This window comes from Lactobacillus agrestimuris, assembly GCF_943193025.1.
GTDB lineage: Bacteria > Bacillota > Bacilli > Lactobacillales > Lactobacillaceae > Lactobacillus > Lactobacillus agrestimuris.
Genome location: NZ_CALPCQ010000001.1, coordinates 73,125 through 95,113, shown reverse-complemented (window position 1 = coordinate 95,113; position 21,989 = coordinate 73,125). Strand labels below are relative to the sequence as shown.

Sequence of the window (21,989 nt, the reverse complement as noted above, 5' to 3'; positions counted from 1 at the left end):
GCTTTTTTATCTATGCTTTTCTCTTTGCTCGCGCTTGAACTTAAGCATTCTAACATCGAAGTAAATCAAATAAATTAAATCAGCTACAGCAAGGATAACCATAATACACCTTCCAACATATGATTTAGGCCAGGATATATTAAATAGACTTAACAGTAATGTAAATACCCAATAAAAGCAGCCAATCGCAAACCAAATATCCATTGCTGGATGTTCTTTTCTGAATTTTTTATTTTCTTTGCTTGGCATTTTAATCATTCACTTTCTATTTTTTAAAACCTCTTTCATTATATCTCATCGATTGGCCTTACGTTAGAAATACGGCTATTTTCATTTTACTTCCTCAAAAAAACCGTTTAAACATAAACACAACATGAAGGTTTACTTATGCATAAAAAGATAGGTTCAAAATTTCTACCTTTAAGTATGATCTAAAAAAGAGTATTTAAAATTCTTATTTGAACTTGCTATAACTTTAATTTTTATCCCAAAGTAAATATTTTTAATTAGATATTATAATTCTATTATTTTGGTTCAATTCATTATATTTCTTTTATTATTTTTAATAACTGTTTCTCTCTTTCTTCAGTAACGGTATTACCAACAAAATAATTGCAAAATATAATGCCGATATAATATACATCACTTTTAAATTGCCAACTAATTTAATAATTCTATCATTCAAAAATAGAGAAAGACTAACTATAATTTCCGTAAGAAAAGAAACAGATGATAGCATTAACGACTTATTATTTTCACCATAAATAGCTATATTACTTGCAGAAGAAATTTGTCCTGACATCATTCCCATTACTAATTCAATCAAGAGAAATAGCGACAATAAAATATATCGATTCGTTAATAATGTATTAAGGATCAGTAAGCCAATCATAAAAAGAGTACTTACAATCACTAATCTATTTGTATTTAAAGCACCAACTAAGTTATTAAAAACTATTGAACCCAATATTAGTGATAGCATAAATAATGTGTATACTACTGATAACTCAAAGTGAAGTTGATCAACATAAATGATTGACCAATAAATTAAAATAAATTGCGTCCCACAATCATAACCAACATTTAGCAACAATAGAATCCAAAATTTCTTTTTTTGTAAAAATGACCTAAGCATTTTTATATCATCAAACAAAGTTATATTACTATTTGTCGATTTATTATCTGCAAACCCCAAATATTTAATCAAGGTATAAGCAAAAATAGGATATATTGCTAAACCTATCAAAGCAAACCATATTGGCGTGGTATTGTTCATATTAAATAAGTATGTTCCAATATTTCCACCCACTAAAGTCATCAAATTTAGCATTATTACTTGTTTACCCATCAATCTACTATCAGGTGTTATATCATTTTGTTCTTGTAAATCAGTAATATACGATAGTAATGTTCCCGAATTCAATGCCAATCCTATCCCATATAATAATTCTGAAATTGAAAAAGAAACAAAAGTCCTAAATAAAATTAATGACAAAAAACTAAGGCTAATCACTATAGCAGATAAATTTAAAATTTTTAATCTTCCAATTCTATCGGATAAATATCCTGCTGGTAAAAGTCCCACCATAATTCCAATACTTTGAAATGACTTAATCGAACTAATTGATGCAGTCGGAATATGATTATTTGCATAAAAAAGTGAAAAAATCCCTGACATTGAAGAACGAAAAAGGTGTAAAAAATGCAGTAAATATTAAGAAGGTCAATGCAATACGTTTTTGAACTGTGATTCTTTTTAACATTTTTGTTCACCACTTCTCATATGTCTTAAAATTTTATTTACGTCGATTGGAGCAATCTTTTCAGGAAACATTGTTGAGAATTTAAAAAATCCATCCATTCTTGAGCTTTTGCTTCCTTACCCTTTTTGATTCTAAAACGTGTTAATTCGATTTGCATTATTTATGTAGCTCTTTCTCCAACTTAAATACCTTATGATTATTTTCATCAATCTCAACATACGAAAATCCGCATCGCTTCGCCACACTCTGACTAGCAAAATTATCCGGCGCAGTTCGCAAAATCAAATATTCCAATTTCAACTGACTAAACGCATACTCAATCAAGAAATTCACGCTCTTTGTCATAATGCCAAAATGCTGATATGACTTAGCCAGCCAATAACCAACCTCACCTGATTTTTTATTCATCTCATGCAGATCAAGCATCCCTGCTGGCACCCCATCAACCAAGATAACCAAATTAAAGGCTATCCCATCAACCATCTTCTGTTGAAAAGTCTTGATCGAGTTGGCTTCTTTTTCAACTGAATCAATGCTTTTTGCCCAAACAAGCCACTTAGAAAACTCAGCAAGGTTTTCTTGCAAACGATTAAAAAACTCATCCGCTTGCCATACTTCAGGTAGGACTAGCTGAACTTGATGACCTTCGGCTATAAATTTGTACAAAGTAAAAGGAATCATTATATTTCACCTCAATCAATAATCTTTAACCTATATTGTCTATTTCACTTCATTATCTCCCGAAACAGAGCTCATCTCTAATAAGCTTCCATCCAGCTTTTCACTGACTTTACCACTTTTAACTTCTACACCATTTAAACGTGAATCACCAGAAACAGTATTTAAAACACAACTATCTACATTAACTTCTTTAGCAAAATTATCTCCTGAAACATTCGATACAGATAATTCTCCAGTAATTTCTCCGCCCTTCATTTCAAATCCACCACTAGTAAGTTTAATTTCACCAGTATTCAAAGAAACAGATTCAAATTCTACATCTCCAGATGCCACATCAACTCTAGTATTTTCAATATGGCCGCCTTTTATGTCTAAACTACCACTAGCTGCTCTAAGATTAAGTTCTTCAATGCCTTGATCCTCGATCTTTACATTCCCGCTGACATTCTCAATATTAACTTCCAACAAAGTTTGCTCTTTGGGAATAGTCACTATCACAAGATTAGATCTACCTGTATTTATACTAATTAAAAAATTATTTTGCTTATAATTCTGAACTAACTTTGCTTTCTCACCATCAATTTTTAATTCAGGTTTATTAGATTTCAGACCTTTAAATCTAATTTCAAAATGATCACCAGATTTAATGTTTAAATTAACTGACTTCAAATCCAAAAATAATTCATTGAAGCTATCCGTAGTAAGTACTTCATTAATTCTATTTTTTCTTTTAAAAAACATATTTTCACCTTGTACGTTTACTAAACGTTTAAAAACATCCATTAAATTTTGGGGAATATTCGCCTTAACAACTCTTTTAAATTAAAATCATCCTTATTTAATTTTATTTTAATAATACTATTATTTATTTAATTATCAAGTAGAAATTGTGAAATGAGAAATACGATATTTTTTCTATAAAAGCGACAATTACTAAATATTAGAAGTTGAAAACGATGTCGAAAGATTTAGCTCATTATATGTCTTTAAATTCTAGCCTAATACTTAAACAAAAATAATTATACGATCTCACTTTTCACATATGAGTTTTCAAATAATAAGTGTTAAAATTAAATCATGCAGTTATTATTGGAGGAAATTCAATGTTAGAAAAAACTTTCTATAAAATGATGTTAAGTAAGTCTTTCCCCTTCCCTGTTAAAGTAACCTACTGGGATGGAAAGAGCGAAGTATACGGCAATGGAACACCTGAAATCGAAATTGTTTTCAATGAAAAGATTCCTATGTCAGACATCACACGTAATGCTTCTCTTGCCTTAGGTGAAGGTTACATGGACAAAAAGATTGAAATTCACGGTGATATTCAAAAGTTGATCTTCGGTGCTTATGAAAGTGCTGGAAGTTTCATGAGATCTTCAAAGTTCCGTAAGTTCTTACCTAAGCAAAAGCACACTGAAAAGCAAAGTGAAGAAGATGTACAAAGCCACTATGACATCGGTAATGATTTTTATAAAATGTGGCTTGACCCTACTATGACATACTCATGTGCCTACTTTGAAGAAGGCAACACAGATGACCTAGAAAAAGCACAAATTGCTAAGGTTCACCATATTTTGAACAAGCTTCACCCTGAAGAAGGTAAAACTCTTCTTGATATTGGTTGTGGTTGGGGTACTTTAATGCTCACAGCTGCTAAAGAATACGGTCTCAAAGTCACTGGTGTAACTCTTAGTGAAGAACAATATAAATTTGTTCAAAAACGTATCTACGATGAAAACTTACAAGATGTTGCAGAAGTTAAACTTACTGACTACCGTGAACTTGGTGATCAAAAGTGGGACTACGTTACTTCAGTTGGTATGTTTGAACACGTAGGTTCAGAAAACTTAAGCGAATACTTCGCTGATATCTACAAGTACCTTAACCAAGATGGTATCGCACTTATCCACGGTATTACCCGTCAACAAGGCGGTGCAACTAACGCTTGGATTAACAAGTATATCTTCCCAGGTGGTTACATCCCTGGTCTTCAAGAAATTGTCGGTGATATTGTCAATAACAACTTACAAATTACTGACATGGAAACACTTCGTCGTCACTACCAAAGAACTCTTGAAATTTGGGACAAGAATTTCAACGCTGCTCGTGACCAAATTCAAGAAAAAATGGGCGAAAGATTTGTGCGTATGTGGGACATGTATCTCAATGCATGTGCAGCATCCTTTGAATCTGGTAACATCGATGTTATTCAATACTTATTAACTAAGGGTCCTTCAGGTAAAAACTTACCAATGACTCGTGCATACATGCTTGATAAATAAAGTCATAAAAAAAGGCGAGATTTTAAAATCTCGCCTTTTTCTTATGCTTTAAAATACGCTCTTATTCAATTTTCTTAACGTCTTTTTCTTCTAATGGAAAAATCTTATCTGGATTTAAGACTGAGTTTGGATCGAAGATCTTCTTAATCTTTCTAAGAAGTTCAGTATAATCCTTACCATAGTACCATTCATACCAGTCTTTTCTAGCATAACCAATACCATGTTCACCAGACATGTTACCATCAAGTGATTTAGCTGTCTTATAAAGTTCGGTAATAACCTTGAAGCTCTTTTCCTTATATTCTTCATCAGTCATATTATCTGAGCAGAGATAAATATGAAGATTACCATCACCAGCGTGACCGAAGTTTGGAATTCTCATACCAATTTCTGTTTCAAGTTGATCAATTCTATGAAGCACATCTGGAATACGATTAATTGGCACACAAATATCAACTTCATCCATCTTAGGAGTTGACTTTTGAATAGCCAATAACAATTTTTCACGACAATCCCAAATCTTCTTAGCTTCTGGCGAATCGGCATTCAATACAATTGCATCTTGAGAATCAAATTGCTTGGTTGATGCCAAAGCTTGTTTCAATTCTGCATCAAGCTCCCCTTCAGTAAACGCATCAAGACCCAAGATAATAAATCCTTCACCGGTTGTAATTGGGAATTTTTCATCATAATATTTTTCCCACAAACTTATTACTTTTCTGCCCATGAATTCGACGGTGGTTGGGACAACTCCAGATGCTAAAATTGATGGAACTGACTTAATTGCATCATCCAAAGTTGGGAATGGAATAATGGCGTTTATAGATTTTTTAGGACGTGGGTACAATCTAATAGTTACTTCAGTTACAACTGCTAGAGTACCCTCTGAACCTATGATTAAATCTTTTAATGAGTAACCTGATGAAGACTTAACAGCCTTCGCACCAAATTTATACAACTTACCATCGGTTAAGACTACCTTCAATTCACGGATATGTTCACGAGTTACACCGTATTTAATAGCCTTCAAACCACCAGCGTTAGTATCAACGTTACCACCAATTGTTGCCCAGTGCATGGCTGGTGCTGGCATGTAAGTAAATGGCTTGTTAGCCAAGTATTCTTCAATGTCCTTCAATCTGATACCAGCTTGAACCGTCATAGTTAAACTACTTGGATCGTATTCAAGAACCTTATTCATCTTGATCATATCAAGTGAAATACCACCTTCAACAGTTAAGTTTGCTCCCATAAGGCCAGTTGAGTTACCTCTAGGTACAATGGGAATATGATTATCACTTGCATACTTAACAACCTTTTCAACTTCTTCATTAGTAACTGGTTGAATTACTAAATCAGGCATTGCTCTAACTGTCTTGAATTGGTCATGATCCCAATGTTCAGTTGGCTGGGTAATAAATCTTTCTGGATCTGCAATATAACTTCTTAAAGTTTCAATATCTGACTGATTAATCTTATGATACTCCATTATGCATTTTCCTTTCGTTAAAATTATCCCTTGTCAACTTTAGTGTAGCTATCTATGTAATCGCTGTCAAAATATAAGTATTAAAAAAATGATTAGCTTACGCTAATCATTTTATTTACCAAATTGTTACTCGTTTATCTGGATCAAGCCACATACCATCAGTTTCTTTTACATCGAAAGTTTCATAAAATTCATCTTGGCATTGTGAAGGAATATTAACACGTGTTGGCTGTGGAGCATGAACATCGGTCGCAATCTCAGTTTTAATTGCTTCTGGTCGCTGCTTTTGTGCCCAAGAACGTGCATAGTTCTTAAATAATTCCTTCATATCACCATCTTCAGATTTATTGGCCTGAATAGCACAAGTTAAACCACCAAGGTCAGCAATATTTTCTGCCACAACTTGTTTACCATTTAACTTGCTTGGTCCATATTGAAGACCATCATAGATATTAATTGCAGCTTTAGTACGTTTTTCGAATTCTTTAAAGTCTGAATCCTTCCACCAATTCTTCATATTTCCGAATTCATCAAACTTGGCACCATTGTTGTCGAAAGCATGAGAAATTTCGTGAGCAATAGTTGCACCAATACCGCCGTAATTAGCACCACGAGATTGATTAAGATCGTAGAATGGCGCTTGTAAAATACCTGCTGGGAATGTGATGTCATTTCTTTGTGGATCATAACAAGCATTATTCATGTTTCCTGGCATGAGGAAAACAGAACGATCAACAGGCTTATCCAATTTAGCCAAATTATATTCGGTTATGATCTTGCCGTTAATCTTTTCGTTCTCATATAGACTCTTGGCTGGATCAATCTTCAACAAATCATAGATTTCTTCTTGCTTGTCAGGATATCCGATTTTAAGAACCAATGCCTTTAACTTAACAATAGCCTTTTCCTTAGTTTCTTCAGAAAGCCAGTCATTTTTTTTAATACGTGATTCATAAATTTTGATCATACTATGGATCATATTAATTACGTCTTGCTTTGCTTCATCACCAAGATATTTCTTACCATAGAAAATTCCGAGAACTTCATCAAACGTTCCATTAGTAAGGTAATATGCATGACGAGCTTGAGGAACAAGTTCATCTTGACCACTTAAAGCTTGAGCAAATGGAAATCCGGCTTCACGGAAGTCTTGAGACAAGAGATTATTTACACCATTAATGAACTTAATAATCATCCAACCTTTAATTTGATCGAAATTACCTTCATTTACTAAGTCATCTACTTTTTCCAAGTATCTTGGTTCAGTTACAATAACTTTTTCTGGAAGTTTATCAAACATAGAAAGCATGTATTTTTCCATCTTAAAGGACTTGAATTTTGCTAAAAAGTCATTGATATTATAGGGATTATAGCTTGCTGGATAATCTGCCCATTCTTCTGTTGACTTAACGACCTTAGCTAATTTTTTATCAAACTCAATTCCAGCTTCAACATATTTACTTGCTTCAGCTTCGGTCATTCCTGCCATTACGAGCATTTTAATAGTTTGATCTTTTAAAATTGATAATAGTTTCTCCGCATCATCTTGCTTGTAACTTGTTGTATCTGGCAAAAAAGTTCCGGGACCATAAAACTCCAAAACATGTTCTTTAGTATTTTTCATATCAGCTTCAACATCAAAACCAAATGGAAGAGCCGAAATAAAAGCAATCTCCTTAGCTTTTTCATTTAATCCTGCAAAGTTATTTACACTAGTTAAAAAGGCCAAATCCTTTTTGATAGGTTCAGCACCTTCAGAATTTCTACGATCAAAATCCTTGGCTAATTTATATAAATTAACTGCTTTATCAAGATTCTTTAAATCTGGTAAATTACCATCTTTAACAAAGGAATCAAGGTTGTCCATCATTCTTTTTTCAATCCGCATATCAATTTCTGTATTGACCCCAATTTCGGTACGATCAGCAGGAATTACGGCATCTTTTTGCCATTCAGAGTTAACTGCTAAGTACAAGTTATCCTGAATGCGAGTATTAACATCTGGTTTAGTTAAATCACCAGTACCGCCACGTACAGCAAATAAATTTTTCATAGATTTCTCCCCTTATTTATTCTTATTATTCTGCAAAGTATACAAGTCGTAGTAGTATCCCTTCTTAGCTAAAAGTTCATCATGAGTGCCTTTTTCAATGATTCGACCCTTATCTAAAACAATAATTTGATCAGCATCTGCAATCGTTGATAAACGGTGGGCAATAGCTAAAGTAGTCCTACCCTTACGAAGTGTCTTTAAGCCTTTTTGAATCATGGTTTCAGTTTCGGTATCAACATTAGCTGTAGCTTCATCGAGAACCAAGACTTTCGGATCAGTAACCAAAGTTCTAGCAAATGAGACCAATTGACGCTCACCTTGGCTGAGTTCTCCGCCTCCTTCAATAACTTTAGCATGATACTTACCTGGCATTTTTTCAATAAACTGATCAGCCTGAACTGTTTCTGCAGCCTGTTTAATTTGATCATCAGTGATTTCGTCATTATAAAGACGAATATTTGAAGAAATATCACCATAAAACATGAATGGCTCTTGCAAAACTAACCCTAGTTTCCTGCGAAGTTCTTCTTTCGGGTACTTTCTAATATCAACATCATCAATCAGAATTTCTCCTTTATGAAATTCATAAAAGCGCATCATAACATTGATGATCGAACTTTTACCTGAACCGGTGTGGCCAACAATTCCGAGAGTTTCACCTGGATTTACGATGAAGTTAATGTCGTGTAAGATCTCATGCTTACCATCATATGAGAAACTAACATGTCTAAATTCAATCTTACCTTTGCTAATAGTCAAACCAGCTTCTGGATTCTGCTTTGGTTCATATTCAGTATCATCTAAGATTCCAAAAATTCTCTTACCAGCAACAATACCATCTTGGAACAAAGTCATTTGATCCATCATAGTTGAAATCGGGTTGAAGAATTGAGAAATATATTGTGAGAAAGCATAAACAACACCTGCTGGCACAAAAGTTTTTTGAAGTGGAAAACCAAAGTACATCAATGAAACTGCAAGTGCCAATGAATAAAGCATTGATGTAAGAGGTGAAAGAAGTAGCGAATTAATGCGGATCATGTTGAACCGAGTATTCATTAAACCGCCGTTTTCATCTTCGAACTCATTAGTCATGCGTCCTTCTTGCTTGAATTGCTGAATCAAAGATACACCTTCAATTGATTCATTTAAGTTAGTATTAATTCGGCTCAAGCGTTCACGATAATTACGATATAATTTTGAACTCTTTTGTGAATATAGCCAAATGATTATCAAAAGAATTGGCAAGAATGCCAGCATTAACCAACCGGCAGTTACATTAGTTGAAAACATCGCAACTAGTGCCGAGCCAATTGAAAAAATACTTATAACTACAGTTGATAAAACTGCTAAGAAATTACTCAAGGTCATGGTATCGTTAGTAACTCTTGAGACAATTGAACCTGCTGGAGTTTGATCAAAGTAACGCATCCCAAGTGTATGAAGCTTGCGATAAAGTGCCTTACGAACACTTTCTAGCGACTTTTCCGAACCTAAAGCAAAGAAAAATTCATAGGTAAACTGAAGTACCGCCTTTAGTAAAGATCCAAATGCATATAATGCTCCCGCAAAAATAATAATTTGGACTGTAGCAGTTTGTTTTAATAAAAAGTGATCAAGGAAATATTGCAATCCATATGGCAAAAGCATGTTGATCACACTAACGAGAAATGCTCCAAACAATGAAATTAACATTTCAAATTTGAAAGTTTTTACAAATCCCATGATTCGCTTAAAAATTTGCATTTGCTCTTTGAAAGGAATCGCTTGTGCCCAAACTGATTCATTCTTTTCTTCATTATTCATTCACTTCACCTCCAACCTTTTCTTCTAACTCTTGTTTACGCCACATATCAGCATACCAACCATTAAGCTTAAGCAGTTCTTTATGAGTTCCTCGCTCAACGATTTGTCCGTTTCTCAATACTAAAATTAAGTCAGCATTCATCACAGAGGTTAAACGGTGAGCCGCAATCAAGGTAGTCTTACCTTTTCTTTCCTTACGTAATGCCTTCAATATATCAGTTTCAGTTCTTGCATCCACTGCAGACAAAGCATCATCCATAATTAGGATTTGACTATGTTTAAGTAGCGCTCTGGCAATCGACATTCTTTGTTTTTGACCACCCGAAAGTGATATACCATTTTCCCCAACCAGAGTTTGGTACGAACGCGGCATTTGCAAAATATCATTATGCAAATCACTCTTTTGAGCGGCTTCAATAATTTGACTATCTTCAGCTCCCGAATCAGAAAAGGCAATATTCTTCTGAATACTCGTTGAAAACAGATAATTGTTCTGCGGAACGTAAGAAATTTGTCTCAATAGTACATTCAGCGGCACTTCACGAATATCATGACCATTAAGGGTAATTTGACCGTCGTAAGTGTCGAATTCACGCAGGAGTAGTTGAATAATTGTAGTTTTACCTGCACCAACTTTCCCAACTAAACCAAGCGTTTGACCCTTTTTTAATTTAAAATCAATATTTTGAAGAACTGGAATATCTTTTTCATCTGGATAGGCAAATGACTTAATTTGGTACTTTAAATCTCCTGCAATATCATCGGCCGTAATATTCTCATCCGCATTTGCATCGGTAATTGTTGGCTTTTCATCAAGAAGCTTCTGCACACGATCGTAGCTAGCACTACCACGCTCCAAAATATTGAATAAATATCCGATAGCAAACATTGGCCAAACCATGTTTCCAATATAAGCAATGAATGAGACTAATTGTCCAATTGTGAGGACTTTATTAGTTACTAAAATACCACCATAAATAATTGTGATTGTGTAAGTTAAACCAATAATAATTGTTCCAAGGGGGTCGAATAATGAATCCCAGACAAATACTTTACGGTTAATTCGAATAGTATCATTTACCATTCGATCAAACGCTTCAGTATCTTCTTTTCCTTGACCAAACGTTTTTAAAACTTTAATACCAGAAACAGATTCTTGAGTTTTATTATTCAATCTAGAAAATGCAGCTTGTGAATCATTAAACGAATCATGAAGTCGATCTCCAAGTTTCTGCGCGCCCCATGCTAAAAAAGGCAGTGGCAAAAGTGCTACAATTGTCAAACGAAAATCAACAAAGATAATCATGGCAATCATTGTTGAAAGTCCCATCATTAGAGAATCGACTAATGTTAAAACACCATCTCCAGCAACATTTTGAATTGCGGAAACATCATTAGTCGCATGCGCCATTAAATCCCCAATTCTGTGACGCTGATAAAAAGTTCGATCCATTTTCATAAAATGGTCAAATAACTTTGATCTCATTTGCCGTTCAAGCTCTGCAGCACCGCCCCAGATTTGCTTACGCCAAAAATAACGCAACACATAAAGCACGATAGCCGCAGCAACAATTGCCAATACCAAAATACCATATTGTCCCCAAGTAATATGACCTTTATCAAGTCGATCCGACATTAGTCCCAACACCCTTGGTGGAACTAGATTAGCAAAAGAAGTTAATGCTAAAAATATAATTCCTAATATGTATCTCTTCTTTTCTTTCCTAAAAAACCATCCCAGTTTTCTAAAAATCCCCATCTTTTCACCCCTTTGATAGCACAAAAAAGACGAAGAATAATCTCTTCGTCTTTACAGATATACCAATATTTTAAGATATTGAATTATCTACCTTGTTGATGTTTCATCATATTCATCACTTGGTTAACCTTCTTAGCAGATGGCTTTTGTCCCATTTGTGACATCATGGCAACAATCATATCTTCATTAATTGGAGGATTATCCTTAAAATATTTCTTCATATATGCTCTGGCACCGTAAAAACCACCTACAAGGCCGATACCTAATGCGACGATAATTAATACAATTGCTAAACCTAAATTCATAATCTTTCAAATTCCTCCATTAACTAACATATATATCTTACCAGAGTTAAGAAATATTTAAAGACAAAAATTAATCTTTTCTAAGACCCTTTTTACGTTGAGCCTTTTTGGCTTTTTCAGAAGTTACTTCCTTACCATTCTTGTCAAGAATAACCATGTCTTCAATTTGTTGTTTAAATCCGGCACGGAAGTTTTCCAAGAACTTCTTATGTAATTCTTTTCTTTCTGCTTCTTCTTCAGGTGTTAAGCCTTCTTTTTCTTTCTTATGGTACAATTCGTTTATTCTTTTTGTTACATCATCAATATTTTTTTCAGACATAAAAAACACCCTTTCTTGTAAACTATATTATTAGTTTACAGTATTTATACCAATAAAAAAAGCCAAAATGCTTAGAACGCCTGTTTGTAAATCTGAATCTTTTTTGTTAAAATAACTACTAAGATAAACTATCAAATACACTCTTATTTGGAGCATTGTTATGAGAAAAAATTACGAAACTAAACAAATTGAAATTTTGCAATATATTTATGATACTGTTGAAAATCGTGGATTTCCACCTACTGTTAGAGAAATCTGTTCAGCAGTTGATCTTTCTTCAACTTCAACGGTTCATGGTCACTTGTCTCGACTTGAGAGAAAAGGCCTATTGTTTAAGGACGCAACTAAGCCTCGTGCCCTTGAAATTACCAAGGACGGTTTAAAGGAACTTGGCATTAAGCCAAAAGAAATCCCAGTAATCGGAAAAGTTACTGCTGGTCAACCAATCTTAGCTTACGAAGATGTAGAAGATTATTTCCCACTTCCACCTGATCTTAAAGCAGATGCCGGTGAATTATTCATGCTTAAAGTTCAGGGTGAAAGCATGATCAATGCAGGTATTTTTAATGGTGATGAAATTATAGTTAGAAAGCAAAGTACTGCTGATAATGGGGAAATTGTTGTTGCCATGACTGACGATGATGAAGCAACGGTCAAACGTTTTTATAAAGAAGATGGTCATATTCGTTTGCAACCAGAAAACGATACAATGGATCCAATTATTCTTTCAAACGTTACAATTCTTGGTAAAGTTGTTAGTTTGTATCGTACTGGTATTGAATAGAATCAATAAGAAAAGAGCTAGTGAAATTCTAGCTCTTTATTTTTTTGCTTAACATTACTATTTAAAATATTTAACTAGTTTTTTCTCAAAAACTGGTAACCACTTTTCAAGATACCCTGCTCTAGTTGGATGAACTTGATCAACCATGTAGAGATTACTTTGGCTTTTAAAATCTTGATTATTAAATAAATCAATTAATTCAATTCGATACTTTTCACTCAATTCTTGCGTTTTTTCAACCATTTTGGCATAAGTTGGATTTTCAAAGTATGGATTAGTAAAAATCACAATTGGACAATTCCACTTTTTCTGTGCTTCAGTAATTATTGTTTGTAAACTGCCAATTACCGTTTGAGTATCAAAATCTTTATCTTTGACTTCTCCAATTGCACTATTACCCAACCTTGCATCATTAGTCGAAAGTTGGATTACTAACATATCAGGTAATACTTCTTTCAAATCCTCACGAAAACGTTCCAAATATGAATCACCTGGGTAGCTGGTATTTTTATCAACTAAAGTAGTACCGTTTTCAGCATCCTTGATAGCTTCAACTCCATCAATTTTCCAAAGATAATCAACAAATGATTCTCCTAGAGCTCCAAATCCTAAAGTAACTGAAGAGCCTAAAAACAAAATTTTCTTACCTGTTAAAGGTTCAACCTGCGTCTTCATTTGGTTAACTGCATACTTTCGGGCATTACCGGGCATGCTTGCAAAACTTGTATATAGTCTCTGATTAAGTGGATGTAAATCAAGGTCATTTCTGAGTTCTGCAACGGCAACATCAGATAGGTCATTATTTTGTCTAATTGAAATTAAAAATGTTTCGTTACTCAATTACTTTTCCTTCTTTAAATATTTCTTTATAACCTGCCAGTCTTTTGGAATTACATCGGTCAATTTTCGATTATAAAATACAGCTGCCGGATGATATTGCGGAAAAATAGTGTACTTTTTTTTCGACCATACATATCCATCTTCTTTTTCATTTAATTTAAGAATTGGCGTATTCTTAATAACTGTCCCATGCTCTTGTGAAATCTTATGTCCCGGACCCAGCAATCTTTCTAAGGCAGTATTTCCAACAGCAACAATTAGCTTTGGCTTTACCATTTTTATTTCATAATCCAAGAATAATGCATGAGCCAGAATCTCTTTTTTAGTTGGTTTTCGATTTGGATATTTTGTAACTATTTTATTTTTTCGTTTACTAAAGACTTCTTTAATATCGTATGGGCGGCTCCGAACAGCCGAAGTAATATAAACATCATCCCTAGTGAGCCCAATACTTGCCAAAGACTTCATCAATTCCTTACCCGAGTCTCCATGAAATGGAATATGAGAAACAATTTCTTCTCTACCAGGTGCTTCCCCAATAATCATTAAAGCCGGATTTTTTGGACCTGCACCCTCATTAATTCCTTCTAAACGCATCCCTGCAGATCGTTTTTTAACCTTTTCAATTAGCTCATCTGGATATTTCATCAATAAATTCTCCTATTAAAAAAAGTGGGCACTCTGGTCCACTTCCTTATTTTTTATCATTCAAATAAGCTATCGCATCTTGCAAGATTTCATTAAGACCACGATCAGTTGGTAAATAATCTTTGGCTTGATCCAAAGTAACCCATTTAGAATTCAAAATTTCTTCTACTTGATCAACTACATGTTGATTCTTAACAAACTCACTTAAAAAGAAATCTACCTTTTTTATTGTTTTTTCTTCAGTTACATATTCAATATCTCTGTGAAAATTGAAATCAAACTCTGGATACAAACCTACTTCTTCAGCTACTTCACGCTTTGCTGCTTCTTGTTCAGTTTCACCAGGTTCCAAGTGTCCCTTTGGAAAACCCCATGTGTGGTGCAAAACACTTTCAACAATTAAAAAATGAACGTCGCCATTTTCTATACGATAAATAATACTACCAGCCGAATGCTCGTGAATCATGATGAATCCCCCTTATGTTCAGTGACTATATTATACACAAAATTCATTTGTATAAATAATCATTTTCCAATTTAATTTAATTTTTAGGTGTTTTTTGTTAAACTAGGAAAGTGAAATAAATTTTATGTTGATATTAGGTGAAAAAATTGAATAAGAAAACAAAAGAGATTGTAAGCTTTTGGGTTGAAGTCTTTGTAATGGTTCTTGTTATCGGTGGAATCTTCTGGGCTTTAAACAAATATGTGATCGCCAATTGTACAGTTTCAGGGATTTCAATGGAGCCAACCTTTGATAATGGTGATCGTGTTGTCGCAGTTCGACATGCGCAATTAAAGCGTGGTGAAATAGTTGTTATTGATGCTCCCGATGAGCCTGGTGCTTTATACATCAAGAGAATTATTGGTATGCCTGGTGATACAATCGTAAGTAAAAACCAACAAATTTACATTAACGGTAAAAAGATTGCACAGCCATGGCTTAACAAAGGACGCAAGATGATCGATAACGGTGAAGATGGTTTCTCAGGAACTAAGTATTCTTACACTCAAAACTTCACGCTTAGCTCATTAGCTAAAACTGCTGATTATCGAAAGTACTACACTACGACTCAACTTAAAACTATGCAAAGAACCAATAAAGTTCCTGCTGGTACCTACTTCGTAATGGGAGACCACAGAAGTGTTTCTAAAGATAGCCGATACATTGGTACTATTCCAAAGGATAAAGTCGTTGGTGTTGTTAAATGGCGCTACTGGCCAATCAATAAGATGCAATTCTATTAAAGATTAGAGAACTGGAAATATTCCAGTTCTTTTTCTTTTAGATAAATAAAAAGGCATCGTCTTCATAAAATGAAAACAATGCCTTTCAACTAACTAGTCTACCTTCCTAGCCGTTGAGGTTTTATTAGAAAAGAAAAAGCCAGAAACTACCTTAGATCCAAATAAGGAACGTATTACAAACGTAAACACATGCTCTATTCACTTATTTGATTTCTGAAATAGTATATATCTGACTTCATTCCTTTCATCAACGTAATTAAAATATATCATACTTATTTTGACTGTCAACTATGTTTAAAAAATTGCGTAAAATCTATAAACCATACAAAGCGTTATTTTTTCACTTTTTCTTTACTAATCAATTCTTTTTAGTTTCAGCGCATTCATTGTCGTCACGTCAAACATATCCCATTCTAATTTTTACACTAAAAAAAGACAGCCCGATTGAGCTGTCTTTTAATTTGTGTAATCTGTTGATTAACGACGTGCTTCTGCAATTCTTGCAGCCTTACCATGACGATCACGTAAGTAGTAAAGCTTAGCACGACGTACACGACCACGACGAATAACATCAAGCTTTGCAACACGAGGGTCGTTAACTGGGAAAGTACGTTCAACACCAACACCTGAAGCAATCTTACGAACAGTGTAAGTTGCAGCAATGCCGGCACCCTTTCTCTTAATTACAACACCTTCGAACATCTGAATACGTTCGTGAGTACCTTCAACAACACGTACGTGAACACGAACAGTATCACCTGCACGAAATTCAGGCATATCATCACGAAGTTGTTCTTTAGTCAATTCTGCAATTAATGGATCCATAATATTTTCTCCTTCTACGGCATTCATTATCACGCCACGCGCCCAGCGGAACACCCATAACTTTATTTTTGCGGCTTTTGCCACGAAAACTATTGTAGCAAATAAAATATGGCTAATCAAGCTCTGACTTAATTTGATCAAGCATTTTTCTTTCCTCGGCAGTCAAAACACGATCTTTTAACATATCTGGTCGATTTAGATATGTTGCCTTAAGAGCTTGATAATGACGCCATTCTGCTATCTTTTGGTGGTTACCACTAGTTAACACTTCTGGTACTTTTTGACCCTCAAAGTCTGCAGGACGAGTATATTGGGGATATTCAAGCAAACCGTGTGAGAAACTTTCCTCAACAGCAGAAGCTGAATTACCTAATATTCCGGGAAGAAGTCTAACAGTGGCATCAATCATACTCATTGTCGGAAGTTCTCCACCCGTTAAAACATAGTCACCAATTGAGACTGTTTCATCAGCTAAATCATAAACTCTTTGATCGAAACCTTCATAGTGACCACAAATAAAGGTCAATTCATCTTCTTTGGCCCAACGTTGAGCCATTTCTTCATTAAAAGTTTTACCCTGTGGGGCAGTAATAATTACCTTTCCCTTTGATGGTAAAGAATCTAAAGCCTTTTTAATTGGCATGATTTGTAGCACCATTCCGGCTCCACCACCATATGGAGTATCATCAACGTGATGATGAACATCAGAAGTAAAATTACGGAAATTAACTAAATTTAAATCCCATTTTTTATCTTCTAATCCTCTACCAAGCATTGAAGTTTGAAGTGGCGTAAACATGTCTGGAAAAAGAGTTAAAACATTAATCTTCATCTCTCAAACCCTCCATTACCTCAACGTAGACTTTTTTACCATCAATATCAACTTTCTTTACAACATCGTCGATATATGGAAGCCAGAACTGTTTGCCATTATCTTCTTTAACTAACCAAATATCGTTAGCACCTGGAGATTCAATATCTGTAATCTTACCAATCTTTTCCCCAGTTTGATTATCATAAACTTCACAATCCAAAATGTCACGATAGTAGTAAACACCATCTGGAAGCTCTTGTTGTTGGTCTTCACTTACAACTAAGGTCTTTCCCTTTAATTGTTCAGCTTCATTTATATCAGTTATCTCTTCAAATTGAACCAACCAAAATTGCTTGAATGGACGGCCACTTTTCACAGTTAAAGTTCTCTCAGTATCTTCACGTAAAGAAAGCTGACTTCCTGCTGAAAACCTCTCTTCTGGAAAATCTGTAATTACCTTAACTTTAACTTCACCATTTAATCCATGAGTATTTATGATTTTGGCAACATCATAATATTGCATTGAATTCTCCTTATATCCTTAAAGAAAAAGAGTTTGAAGAATTAACTCCAAACTCTTGAAAGTAATAATTACTTGTTGTATTTTGCATCGTGCAACTTCTTCATGATGCCAGCACCTGAGATAAGTGATCTAACAGTATCTGAAGGTTGTGCACCCTTTTGAAGCCATTCAAAAATCTTGTCTTCATCAAGCTTCAATTCCTTTGGAGTTGAAACTGGGTTGTAGTAACCAACTTGTTCGATGTAACGACCGTCACGTGGCATACGTGAGTCTGCAACAACGATTCTGTAGAAAGGCTTTCTCTTGGCACCAGCACGGTGCATACGAATTTTAACTGACATAAATAATTTCCTCCTAATATTTAACGATTAATAATATACCATTAATTTTTAGAGGTGTAAAGTATTTTTCCTTAACAGCTAAAAATATTTTAGGAATGGAATCTCTTAATCTTTTTCATACGCTTCTTTTTATCTTTTTTAAACTTCTTACCCATTCTTCTCATGGCCATTTTAGCCATTGGAGAATCCATTCCTGGTAAGCCATCCAAGCCCTTCAAGTTACCCTTTGTAATCTTAGACATCATGTCACGAGCCTGCTTAAATTGTTTGATCATTCGGTTGACTTCTACAACAGGACGACCAGAACCAGCAGCAATTCTTCTACGACGGCTTGGGTTTAAAATTTCAGGATTTTCACGTTCTTCTTCTGTCATTGAGTAAACAATCGCCTTAATATGAGCAATCTGTTTCTCATCAATGTTCATATTTTGAAGTTGAGGGTTATTGGCCATCCCCGGAATCATCTTCATAATTTGATCAAGTGGTCCCATTTTTTGAACTTGTTCAAGTTGAGCAATAAAGTCATTGAAGTCGAAGGAGTTTTCCTTCATCTTTTCTGCAACTTTTTGGGCTTCTTTTTCATCATAATCCTGTTGAGCACGCTCGATTAAAGTAAGCATATCACCCATACCCAAGATTCTTGATGCCATACGATCTGGGTGGAAGTCTTGAAGATCGGTTAACTTTTCACCTTGACCAGTATAAATAATTGGCTTACCAGTTACAGCACGAATTGATAAAGCGGCACCACCACGAGTATCACCATCGAGCTTAGTCAAGATTACGCCGGTTACGTCAAGTCTTTCATCAAAACCTTTAGCAACATCAGTAGCAGCTTGACCAGTCATGGCATCGACAACTAAAAGAATATTGTCTGGATCTGCGACTTTCTTAACTCTTTCAAGCTCGTCCATTAGTGCTTCATCAATTTCAAGACGACCAGCGGTATCGATGATCACATAATCGTTCTTATTCTTATCAGCTTCAGCTAAACCATCTTCAACGATTTTAGCAACATCTTTTTCATTTTCTTCACTGAAAACTGGCACATCAAGTTGCGTACCGATTTGTTTCAACTGCTCAATGGCAGCAGGACGGTAAATATCACCAGCAATTAAAAGTGGACGAGCATGTTCAGTCTTTTGTAAATGATATGCAAGTTTACCTACTGTTGTGGTTTTACCAGTACCTTGCAAACCAACCATCATAATAATAGTTGGAATATGTTTTGACTTGTTAAGACCAACTGAAGTTTCACCCATCATCTTAGTCAATTCGTCATTAACAATTTTAATTACTTGTTGACCTGGGTTTAAACTTTCTTGAACTTCCTTACCAAGCGCATCTTGTTTAATCTTTTTAATGAAATCTTTAACAACCTTGAAGTTTACATCGGCTTCAAGAAGAGCAAGACGGATTTCACGACTTGCTTTGTTAATGTCTTCTTCAGAAATCTTACCTTTACCAGTTAAATTTTTAAGAGCTTTTTGAATTCTTTCACTTAAATTTTCGAAAGCCATGGGTTTATTCTCCCCTCATTTGTTTTAGTAATTTTCTTATCTCATCTTTAGCAGTCTGCAAGTCATTATTATCAATTGCCAAAATAGCATCTACTAAGGAAGCTTCGATTTGATTGTAATCAGCCTGCATCCCCAGTTTCTTCTCATACTTTTCTAGCGTTTTACTTGATCTACGTAAATTATCATAAACTGCCTGTCTAGAAACATTATGATTGATTGCTATTTCTCCTAAAGAAAGATCGTTATAGTAATAATCTTCAAAATAACTTTGTTGTCCTTTTGTCAATAAAGAACCATAAAAAGCATAAAGATCACCTAATTTTTCATTTTTTGTTAGTTCATCCATTAGTTTCACCGCCCTTAAGTATAGCAAAAAATCACACTTTTTAGAATTGACTGAGTCGATTTTCATTGTTAAAATGAAATGAACTATTTTAATTTAAGATTAATCGTCGATATAAGGGGTGGTTTTGTGAATCTTTGGAAAAAAATGAATCGTAAAGAAGATCCACGAGTATATGAAAATAAGGACGGGCACTTAGTTCGATCTTTAAAAGTTAAAGATATCTTAGCCTTAGGTGTTGGTACAATTGTTTCTGCTTCCATCTTCACCTTACCTGGTGAAGTTGCAGCAATGCATACTGGGCCTGCCGTTGCCATTTCATTTATTTTAGCAGCTATTGCAGCTGGACTTGTAGCTTTTGCTTATGCAGAAATGGCTGCAGCAATGCCTTTTGCTGGTTCAGCTTACTCATGGATTAACGTAATTTTTGGTGAATTCTGGGGCTGGGTTGCCGGTTGGGCACTTCTAGCCGAATATTTCATAGCCCTGGCCTTTGTCGGATCAGGTCTTTCGGCCAATTTACGAGCATTAATTGCACCGGCTGGATTAAAACTACCTGCATCCTTATCTAATGCCTTTGGAACTGATGGCGGTGTGGTCGACTTAATTTCAATACTTTCAATTGCTATCGTTGGTATTTTAATTTCAATCGGTGTCAGCAAAGTAGCTAGAGTCGAAAATGCATTAGTTGTTTTAAAGGTTTTTGCAATTCTACTTTTCGTAGTTGTTGGTGCAACAGCCATTAATAAGGTTAACTTCGTTCCATTTATTCCAAAATATCACCCAACACCAAACGGTGCTTTCGGTGGTTGGCAAGGAATTTATGCCGGTGTTGCAATGATTTTCCTTTCATATATTGGATTTGACTCTGTTGCGGCAAACTCAGCTGAAGCAATTAATCCACAAAAGACAATGCCACGTGGAATTATCGGTTCTTTAATTGTCGCTGTTGTCTTATTTGTTAGTGTTAGTTTAGTTTTAGTTGGAGTTGTTCCATATACTAAATTTGCTGGTAATGCAGAACCTGTTGGTCTTGCCCTTCGTTATGCTGGTCACCCTGCCGTTGCTGTTGTTGTTCAAACAATTGCAGTTTTAGGGATGTTTACAGCTTTAATCGGAATGGGGATGGCAGGATCAAGATTGATCTATTCATTTGGTCGTGATGGAATGCTTCCAAAATGGCTCGGTAAAATTGATAAAAGTCACCGTCCAAACAATGCGGTTTTCACCATTACTACTATCGCCATCATCATCGGGGCAATATTCCCATTCTCAGCATTATCACAGCTTATTTCCGCAGGAACTTTGATTGCCTTCATGTTCGTATCATTGGCAATCTTTCCACTTAGAAAGCGTGAAGGGGTAGATATTGAAGATCCATCATTTAAGATGCCACTTTATCCCGTATTGCCACTCTTAGCATTCTTGGCTTCATTAACTGTCTTTTTAGGATTGGATAAACAAGCTAAGCTTTATGCAGGCATTTGGTTCATTTTAGGAGTATTGATCTATTTATTCTACGGTGTAAGACATTCAAACTTAAATGATAAATAAAAAATTCAGAGCAAACAAAAGGAATTGATCAAAACGATCAATTCCTTTTTTAGTATCTAATTAGTGAGCCTTAATTACTCCATTGGGTTGTT

23 protein-coding genes and 1 pseudogene are annotated in these 21,989 nt (G+C 34.8%); 4 read left to right on the top strand and 20 right to left on the bottom strand.

Translation table 11 applies throughout. From position 1 onward, the window contains the following. Positions 1-6 precede the first annotated feature (6 nt). The 5 genes and pseudogenes from NFR82_RS00465 to NFR82_RS00445 all read right to left on the bottom strand — a co-directional run bounded on the left by NFR82_RS00465 (position 7) and on the right by NFR82_RS00445 (position 3,185). Complete coding sequence (locus NFR82_RS00465) at positions 7-249, bottom strand: hypothetical protein (RefSeq protein WP_251716180.1); 243 nt, start codon at positions 247-249, stop codon at positions 7-9. Between the two features lie 313 nt (positions 250-562). Then, entirely contained in the window at positions 563-1,678 is a 1,116-nt protein-coding gene (locus NFR82_RS00460; protein ID WP_251716179.1) for an MFS transporter, read from the bottom strand. A gap of 164 nt (positions 1,679-1,842) precedes the next feature. Next, positions 1,843-1,923: pseudogene (locus NFR82_RS00455) on the bottom strand (DUF6176 family protein); the annotation flags it as partial. Beyond that, on the bottom strand, positions 1,920-2,444 hold the full coding sequence (locus NFR82_RS00450; protein ID WP_251716178.1) for a GNAT family N-acetyltransferase: 525 nt from the start codon (positions 2,442-2,444) through the stop codon (positions 1,920-1,922). The pseudogene NFR82_RS00455 and the gene NFR82_RS00450, both read right to left, overlap by 4 nt. Before the next feature lie 39 nt (positions 2,445-2,483). After that, positions 2,484-3,185, bottom strand: coding sequence for a DUF4097 family beta strand repeat-containing protein (locus NFR82_RS00445; protein WP_251716177.1), 702 nt, complete (start codon positions 3,183-3,185; stop codon positions 2,484-2,486). A gap of 362 nt (positions 3,186-3,547) precedes the next feature. On the opposite strand from NFR82_RS00445, the gene NFR82_RS00440 reads away from it, so the two are divergent. Beyond that, positions 3,548-4,726, top strand: coding sequence for an SAM-dependent methyltransferase (locus NFR82_RS00440; RefSeq protein ID WP_251716176.1), 1,179 nt, complete (start codon positions 3,548-3,550; stop codon positions 4,724-4,726). A 61-nt stretch (positions 4,727-4,787) separates the two neighbouring features. Here the strand turns inward: NFR82_RS00440 and NFR82_RS00435 are convergent, their stop codons facing one another. From NFR82_RS00435 to NFR82_RS00410, 6 genes are all read right to left on the bottom strand, one after another. After that, positions 4,788-6,215, bottom strand: a complete 1,428-nt coding sequence (locus NFR82_RS00435; protein ID WP_251716175.1) for an FAD-binding oxidoreductase — start codon at positions 6,213-6,215, stop codon at positions 4,788-4,790. A gap of 115 nt (positions 6,216-6,330) precedes the next feature. Then, positions 6,331-8,268: a M13 family metallopeptidase gene (locus tag NFR82_RS00430; RefSeq protein ID WP_251716174.1), complete on the bottom strand. Its 1,938-nt coding sequence runs from the start codon at positions 8,266-8,268 to the stop codon at positions 6,331-6,333. A 12-nt stretch (positions 8,269-8,280) separates the two neighbouring features. Next, positions 8,281-10,074: an ABC transporter ATP-binding protein gene (locus NFR82_RS00425; protein WP_251716173.1), complete on the bottom strand. Its 1,794-nt coding sequence runs from the start codon at positions 10,072-10,074 to the stop codon at positions 8,281-8,283. After that, positions 10,067-11,833, bottom strand: a complete 1,767-nt coding sequence (locus tag NFR82_RS00420) for an ABC transporter ATP-binding protein (RefSeq protein ID WP_251716172.1) — start codon at positions 11,831-11,833, stop codon at positions 10,067-10,069. The genes NFR82_RS00425 and NFR82_RS00420 overlap by 8 nt, the downstream gene beginning before the upstream one ends. 83 nt (positions 11,834-11,916) lie before the next feature. Next, positions 11,917-12,138, bottom strand: coding sequence for a YneF family protein (locus NFR82_RS00415; RefSeq protein ID WP_251716171.1), 222 nt, complete (start codon positions 12,136-12,138; stop codon positions 11,917-11,919). Between the two features lie 70 nt (positions 12,139-12,208). Then, positions 12,209-12,457, bottom strand: coding sequence for a DUF896 domain-containing protein (locus NFR82_RS00410; protein WP_251716170.1), 249 nt, complete (start codon positions 12,455-12,457; stop codon positions 12,209-12,211). 160 nt (positions 12,458-12,617) lie between these two features. On the opposite strand from NFR82_RS00410, the gene lexA reads away from it, so the two are divergent. Next, positions 12,618-13,241, top strand: coding sequence for a transcriptional repressor LexA (lexA, locus tag NFR82_RS00405; RefSeq protein WP_251716169.1), 624 nt, complete (start codon positions 12,618-12,620; stop codon positions 13,239-13,241). 57 nt (positions 13,242-13,298) lie between these two features. Here lexA and NFR82_RS00400 read toward each other — a convergent pair whose 3' ends face one another. From NFR82_RS00400 to NFR82_RS00390, 3 genes are read right to left on the bottom strand one after another with little or no spacing between them, the layout of a single operon-like run. Beyond that, positions 13,299-14,081 carry an SGNH/GDSL hydrolase family protein gene (locus NFR82_RS00400; protein WP_251716168.1) on the bottom strand — a complete coding sequence of 261 codons (783 nt, stop codon included), beginning with the start codon at positions 14,079-14,081 and terminating at the stop codon, positions 13,299-13,301. Next, positions 14,082-14,729: a uracil-DNA glycosylase gene (locus NFR82_RS00395; RefSeq protein WP_251716167.1), complete on the bottom strand. Its 648-nt coding sequence runs from the start codon at positions 14,727-14,729 to the stop codon at positions 14,082-14,084. A 46-nt stretch (positions 14,730-14,775) separates the two neighbouring features. After that, positions 14,776-15,195: a bis(5'-nucleosyl)-tetraphosphatase gene (locus tag NFR82_RS00390; RefSeq protein ID WP_251716166.1), complete on the bottom strand. Its 420-nt coding sequence runs from the start codon at positions 15,193-15,195 to the stop codon at positions 14,776-14,778. 167 nt (positions 15,196-15,362) lie between these two features. Between NFR82_RS00390 and lepB the strand changes: the two genes are divergently transcribed. Next, positions 15,363-15,977, top strand: coding sequence for a signal peptidase I (gene lepB / locus NFR82_RS00385; RefSeq protein ID WP_420908720.1), 615 nt, complete (start codon positions 15,363-15,365; stop codon positions 15,975-15,977). A gap of 477 nt (positions 15,978-16,454) precedes the next feature. Here the strand turns inward: lepB and rplS are convergent, their stop codons facing one another. The 6 genes from rplS to ylxM form a co-directional block, all read right to left on the bottom strand. Beyond that, positions 16,455-16,802, bottom strand: a complete 348-nt coding sequence (rplS, locus tag NFR82_RS00380; RefSeq protein ID WP_251716215.1) for a 50S ribosomal protein L19 — start codon at positions 16,800-16,802, stop codon at positions 16,455-16,457. 112 nt (positions 16,803-16,914) lie between these two features. Then, complete coding sequence (trmD, locus tag NFR82_RS00375; protein ID WP_251716165.1) at positions 16,915-17,634, bottom strand: tRNA (guanosine(37)-N1)-methyltransferase TrmD; 720 nt, start codon at positions 17,632-17,634, stop codon at positions 16,915-16,917. Continuing rightward, complete coding sequence (rimM, locus tag NFR82_RS00370) at positions 17,624-18,139, bottom strand: ribosome maturation factor RimM (protein ID WP_251716164.1); 516 nt, start codon at positions 18,137-18,139, stop codon at positions 17,624-17,626. Before rimM ends, trmD begins: the two co-directional genes overlap by 11 nt. A 68-nt stretch (positions 18,140-18,207) precedes the next feature. Further along, positions 18,208-18,480, bottom strand: a complete 273-nt coding sequence (gene rpsP, locus NFR82_RS00365) for a 30S ribosomal protein S16 (RefSeq protein WP_251716163.1) — start codon at positions 18,478-18,480, stop codon at positions 18,208-18,210. Positions 18,481-18,569: 89 nt separating this feature from the next. Beyond that, positions 18,570-20,000: a signal recognition particle protein gene (ffh, locus tag NFR82_RS00360; protein ID WP_251716162.1), complete on the bottom strand. Its 1,431-nt coding sequence runs from the start codon at positions 19,998-20,000 to the stop codon at positions 18,570-18,572. A 4-nt stretch (positions 20,001-20,004) separates the two neighbouring features. Continuing rightward, a complete protein-coding gene (gene ylxM, locus NFR82_RS00355; protein ID WP_251716161.1) occupies positions 20,005-20,346 on the bottom strand; it encodes a YlxM family DNA-binding protein in 342 nt (113 codons plus the stop codon). Between the two features lie 126 nt (positions 20,347-20,472). Between ylxM and NFR82_RS00350 the strand changes: the two genes are divergently transcribed. After that, positions 20,473-21,897, top strand: a complete 1,425-nt coding sequence (locus NFR82_RS00350) for an APC family permease (protein WP_251716160.1) — start codon at positions 20,473-20,475, stop codon at positions 21,895-21,897. Positions 21,898-21,989: the final 92 nt, after the last annotated feature.

What these genes read in the sequence shown, in the direction of transcription:
- NFR82_RS00465 (WP_251716180.1), bottom strand. Translation starts at nt 249, where the DNA reads ATGCCAAGCAAAGAAAATAAAAAATTCAGAAAAGAACATCCAGCAATG.
- NFR82_RS00460 (WP_251716179.1), bottom strand. Translation starts at nt 1,678, where the DNA reads ATGTCAGGGATTTTTTCACTTTTTTATGCAAATAATCATATTCCGACT.
- NFR82_RS00450 (WP_251716178.1), bottom strand. Translation starts at nt 2,444, where the DNA reads ATGATTCCTTTTACTTTGTACAAATTTATAGCCGAAGGTCATCAAGTT.
- NFR82_RS00445 (WP_251716177.1), bottom strand. Translation starts at nt 3,185, where the DNA reads ATGTTTTTTAAAAGAAAAAATAGAATTAATGAAGTACTTACTACGGAT.
- NFR82_RS00440 (WP_251716176.1), top strand. Translation starts at nt 3,548, where the DNA reads ATGTTAGAAAAAACTTTCTATAAAATGATGTTAAGTAAGTCTTTCCCC.
- NFR82_RS00435 (WP_251716175.1), bottom strand. Translation starts at nt 6,215, where the DNA reads ATGGAGTATCATAAGATTAATCAGTCAGATATTGAAACTTTAAGAAGT.
- NFR82_RS00430 (WP_251716174.1), bottom strand. Translation starts at nt 8,268, where the DNA reads ATGAAAAATTTATTTGCTGTACGTGGCGGTACTGGTGATTTAACTAAA.
- NFR82_RS00425 (WP_251716173.1), bottom strand. Translation starts at nt 10,074, where the DNA reads ATGAATAATGAAGAAAAGAATGAATCAGTTTGGGCACAAGCGATTCCT.
- NFR82_RS00420 (WP_251716172.1), bottom strand. Translation starts at nt 11,833, where the DNA reads ATGGGGATTTTTAGAAAACTGGGATGGTTTTTTAGGAAAGAAAAGAAG.
- NFR82_RS00415 (WP_251716171.1), bottom strand. Translation starts at nt 12,138, where the DNA reads ATGAATTTAGGTTTAGCAATTGTATTAATTATCGTCGCATTAGGTATC.
- NFR82_RS00410 (WP_251716170.1), bottom strand. Translation starts at nt 12,457, where the DNA reads ATGTCTGAAAAAAATATTGATGATGTAACAAAAAGAATAAACGAATTG.
- lexA (WP_251716169.1), top strand. Translation starts at nt 12,618, where the DNA reads ATGAGAAAAAATTACGAAACTAAACAAATTGAAATTTTGCAATATATT.
- NFR82_RS00395 (WP_251716167.1), bottom strand. Translation starts at nt 14,729, where the DNA reads ATGAAATATCCAGATGAGCTAATTGAAAAGGTTAAAAAACGATCTGCA.
- NFR82_RS00390 (WP_251716166.1), bottom strand. Translation starts at nt 15,195, where the DNA reads ATGATTCACGAGCATTCGGCTGGTAGTATTATTTATCGTATAGAAAAT.
- rplS (WP_251716215.1), bottom strand. Translation starts at nt 16,802, where the DNA reads ATGGATCCATTAATTGCAGAATTGACTAAAGAACAACTTCGTGATGAT.
- trmD (WP_251716165.1), bottom strand. Translation starts at nt 17,634, where the DNA reads ATGAAGATTAATGTTTTAACTCTTTTTCCAGACATGTTTACGCCACTT.
- rimM (WP_251716164.1), bottom strand. Translation starts at nt 18,139, where the DNA reads ATGCAATATTATGATGTTGCCAAAATCATAAATACTCATGGATTAAAT.
- rpsP (WP_251716163.1), bottom strand. Translation starts at nt 18,480, where the DNA reads ATGTCAGTTAAAATTCGTATGCACCGTGCTGGTGCCAAGAGAAAGCCT.
- ffh (WP_251716162.1), bottom strand. Translation starts at nt 20,000, where the DNA reads ATGGCTTTCGAAAATTTAAGTGAAAGAATTCAAAAAGCTCTTAAAAAT.
- ylxM (WP_251716161.1), bottom strand. Translation starts at nt 20,346, where the DNA reads ATGGATGAACTAACAAAAAATGAAAAATTAGGTGATCTTTATGCTTTT.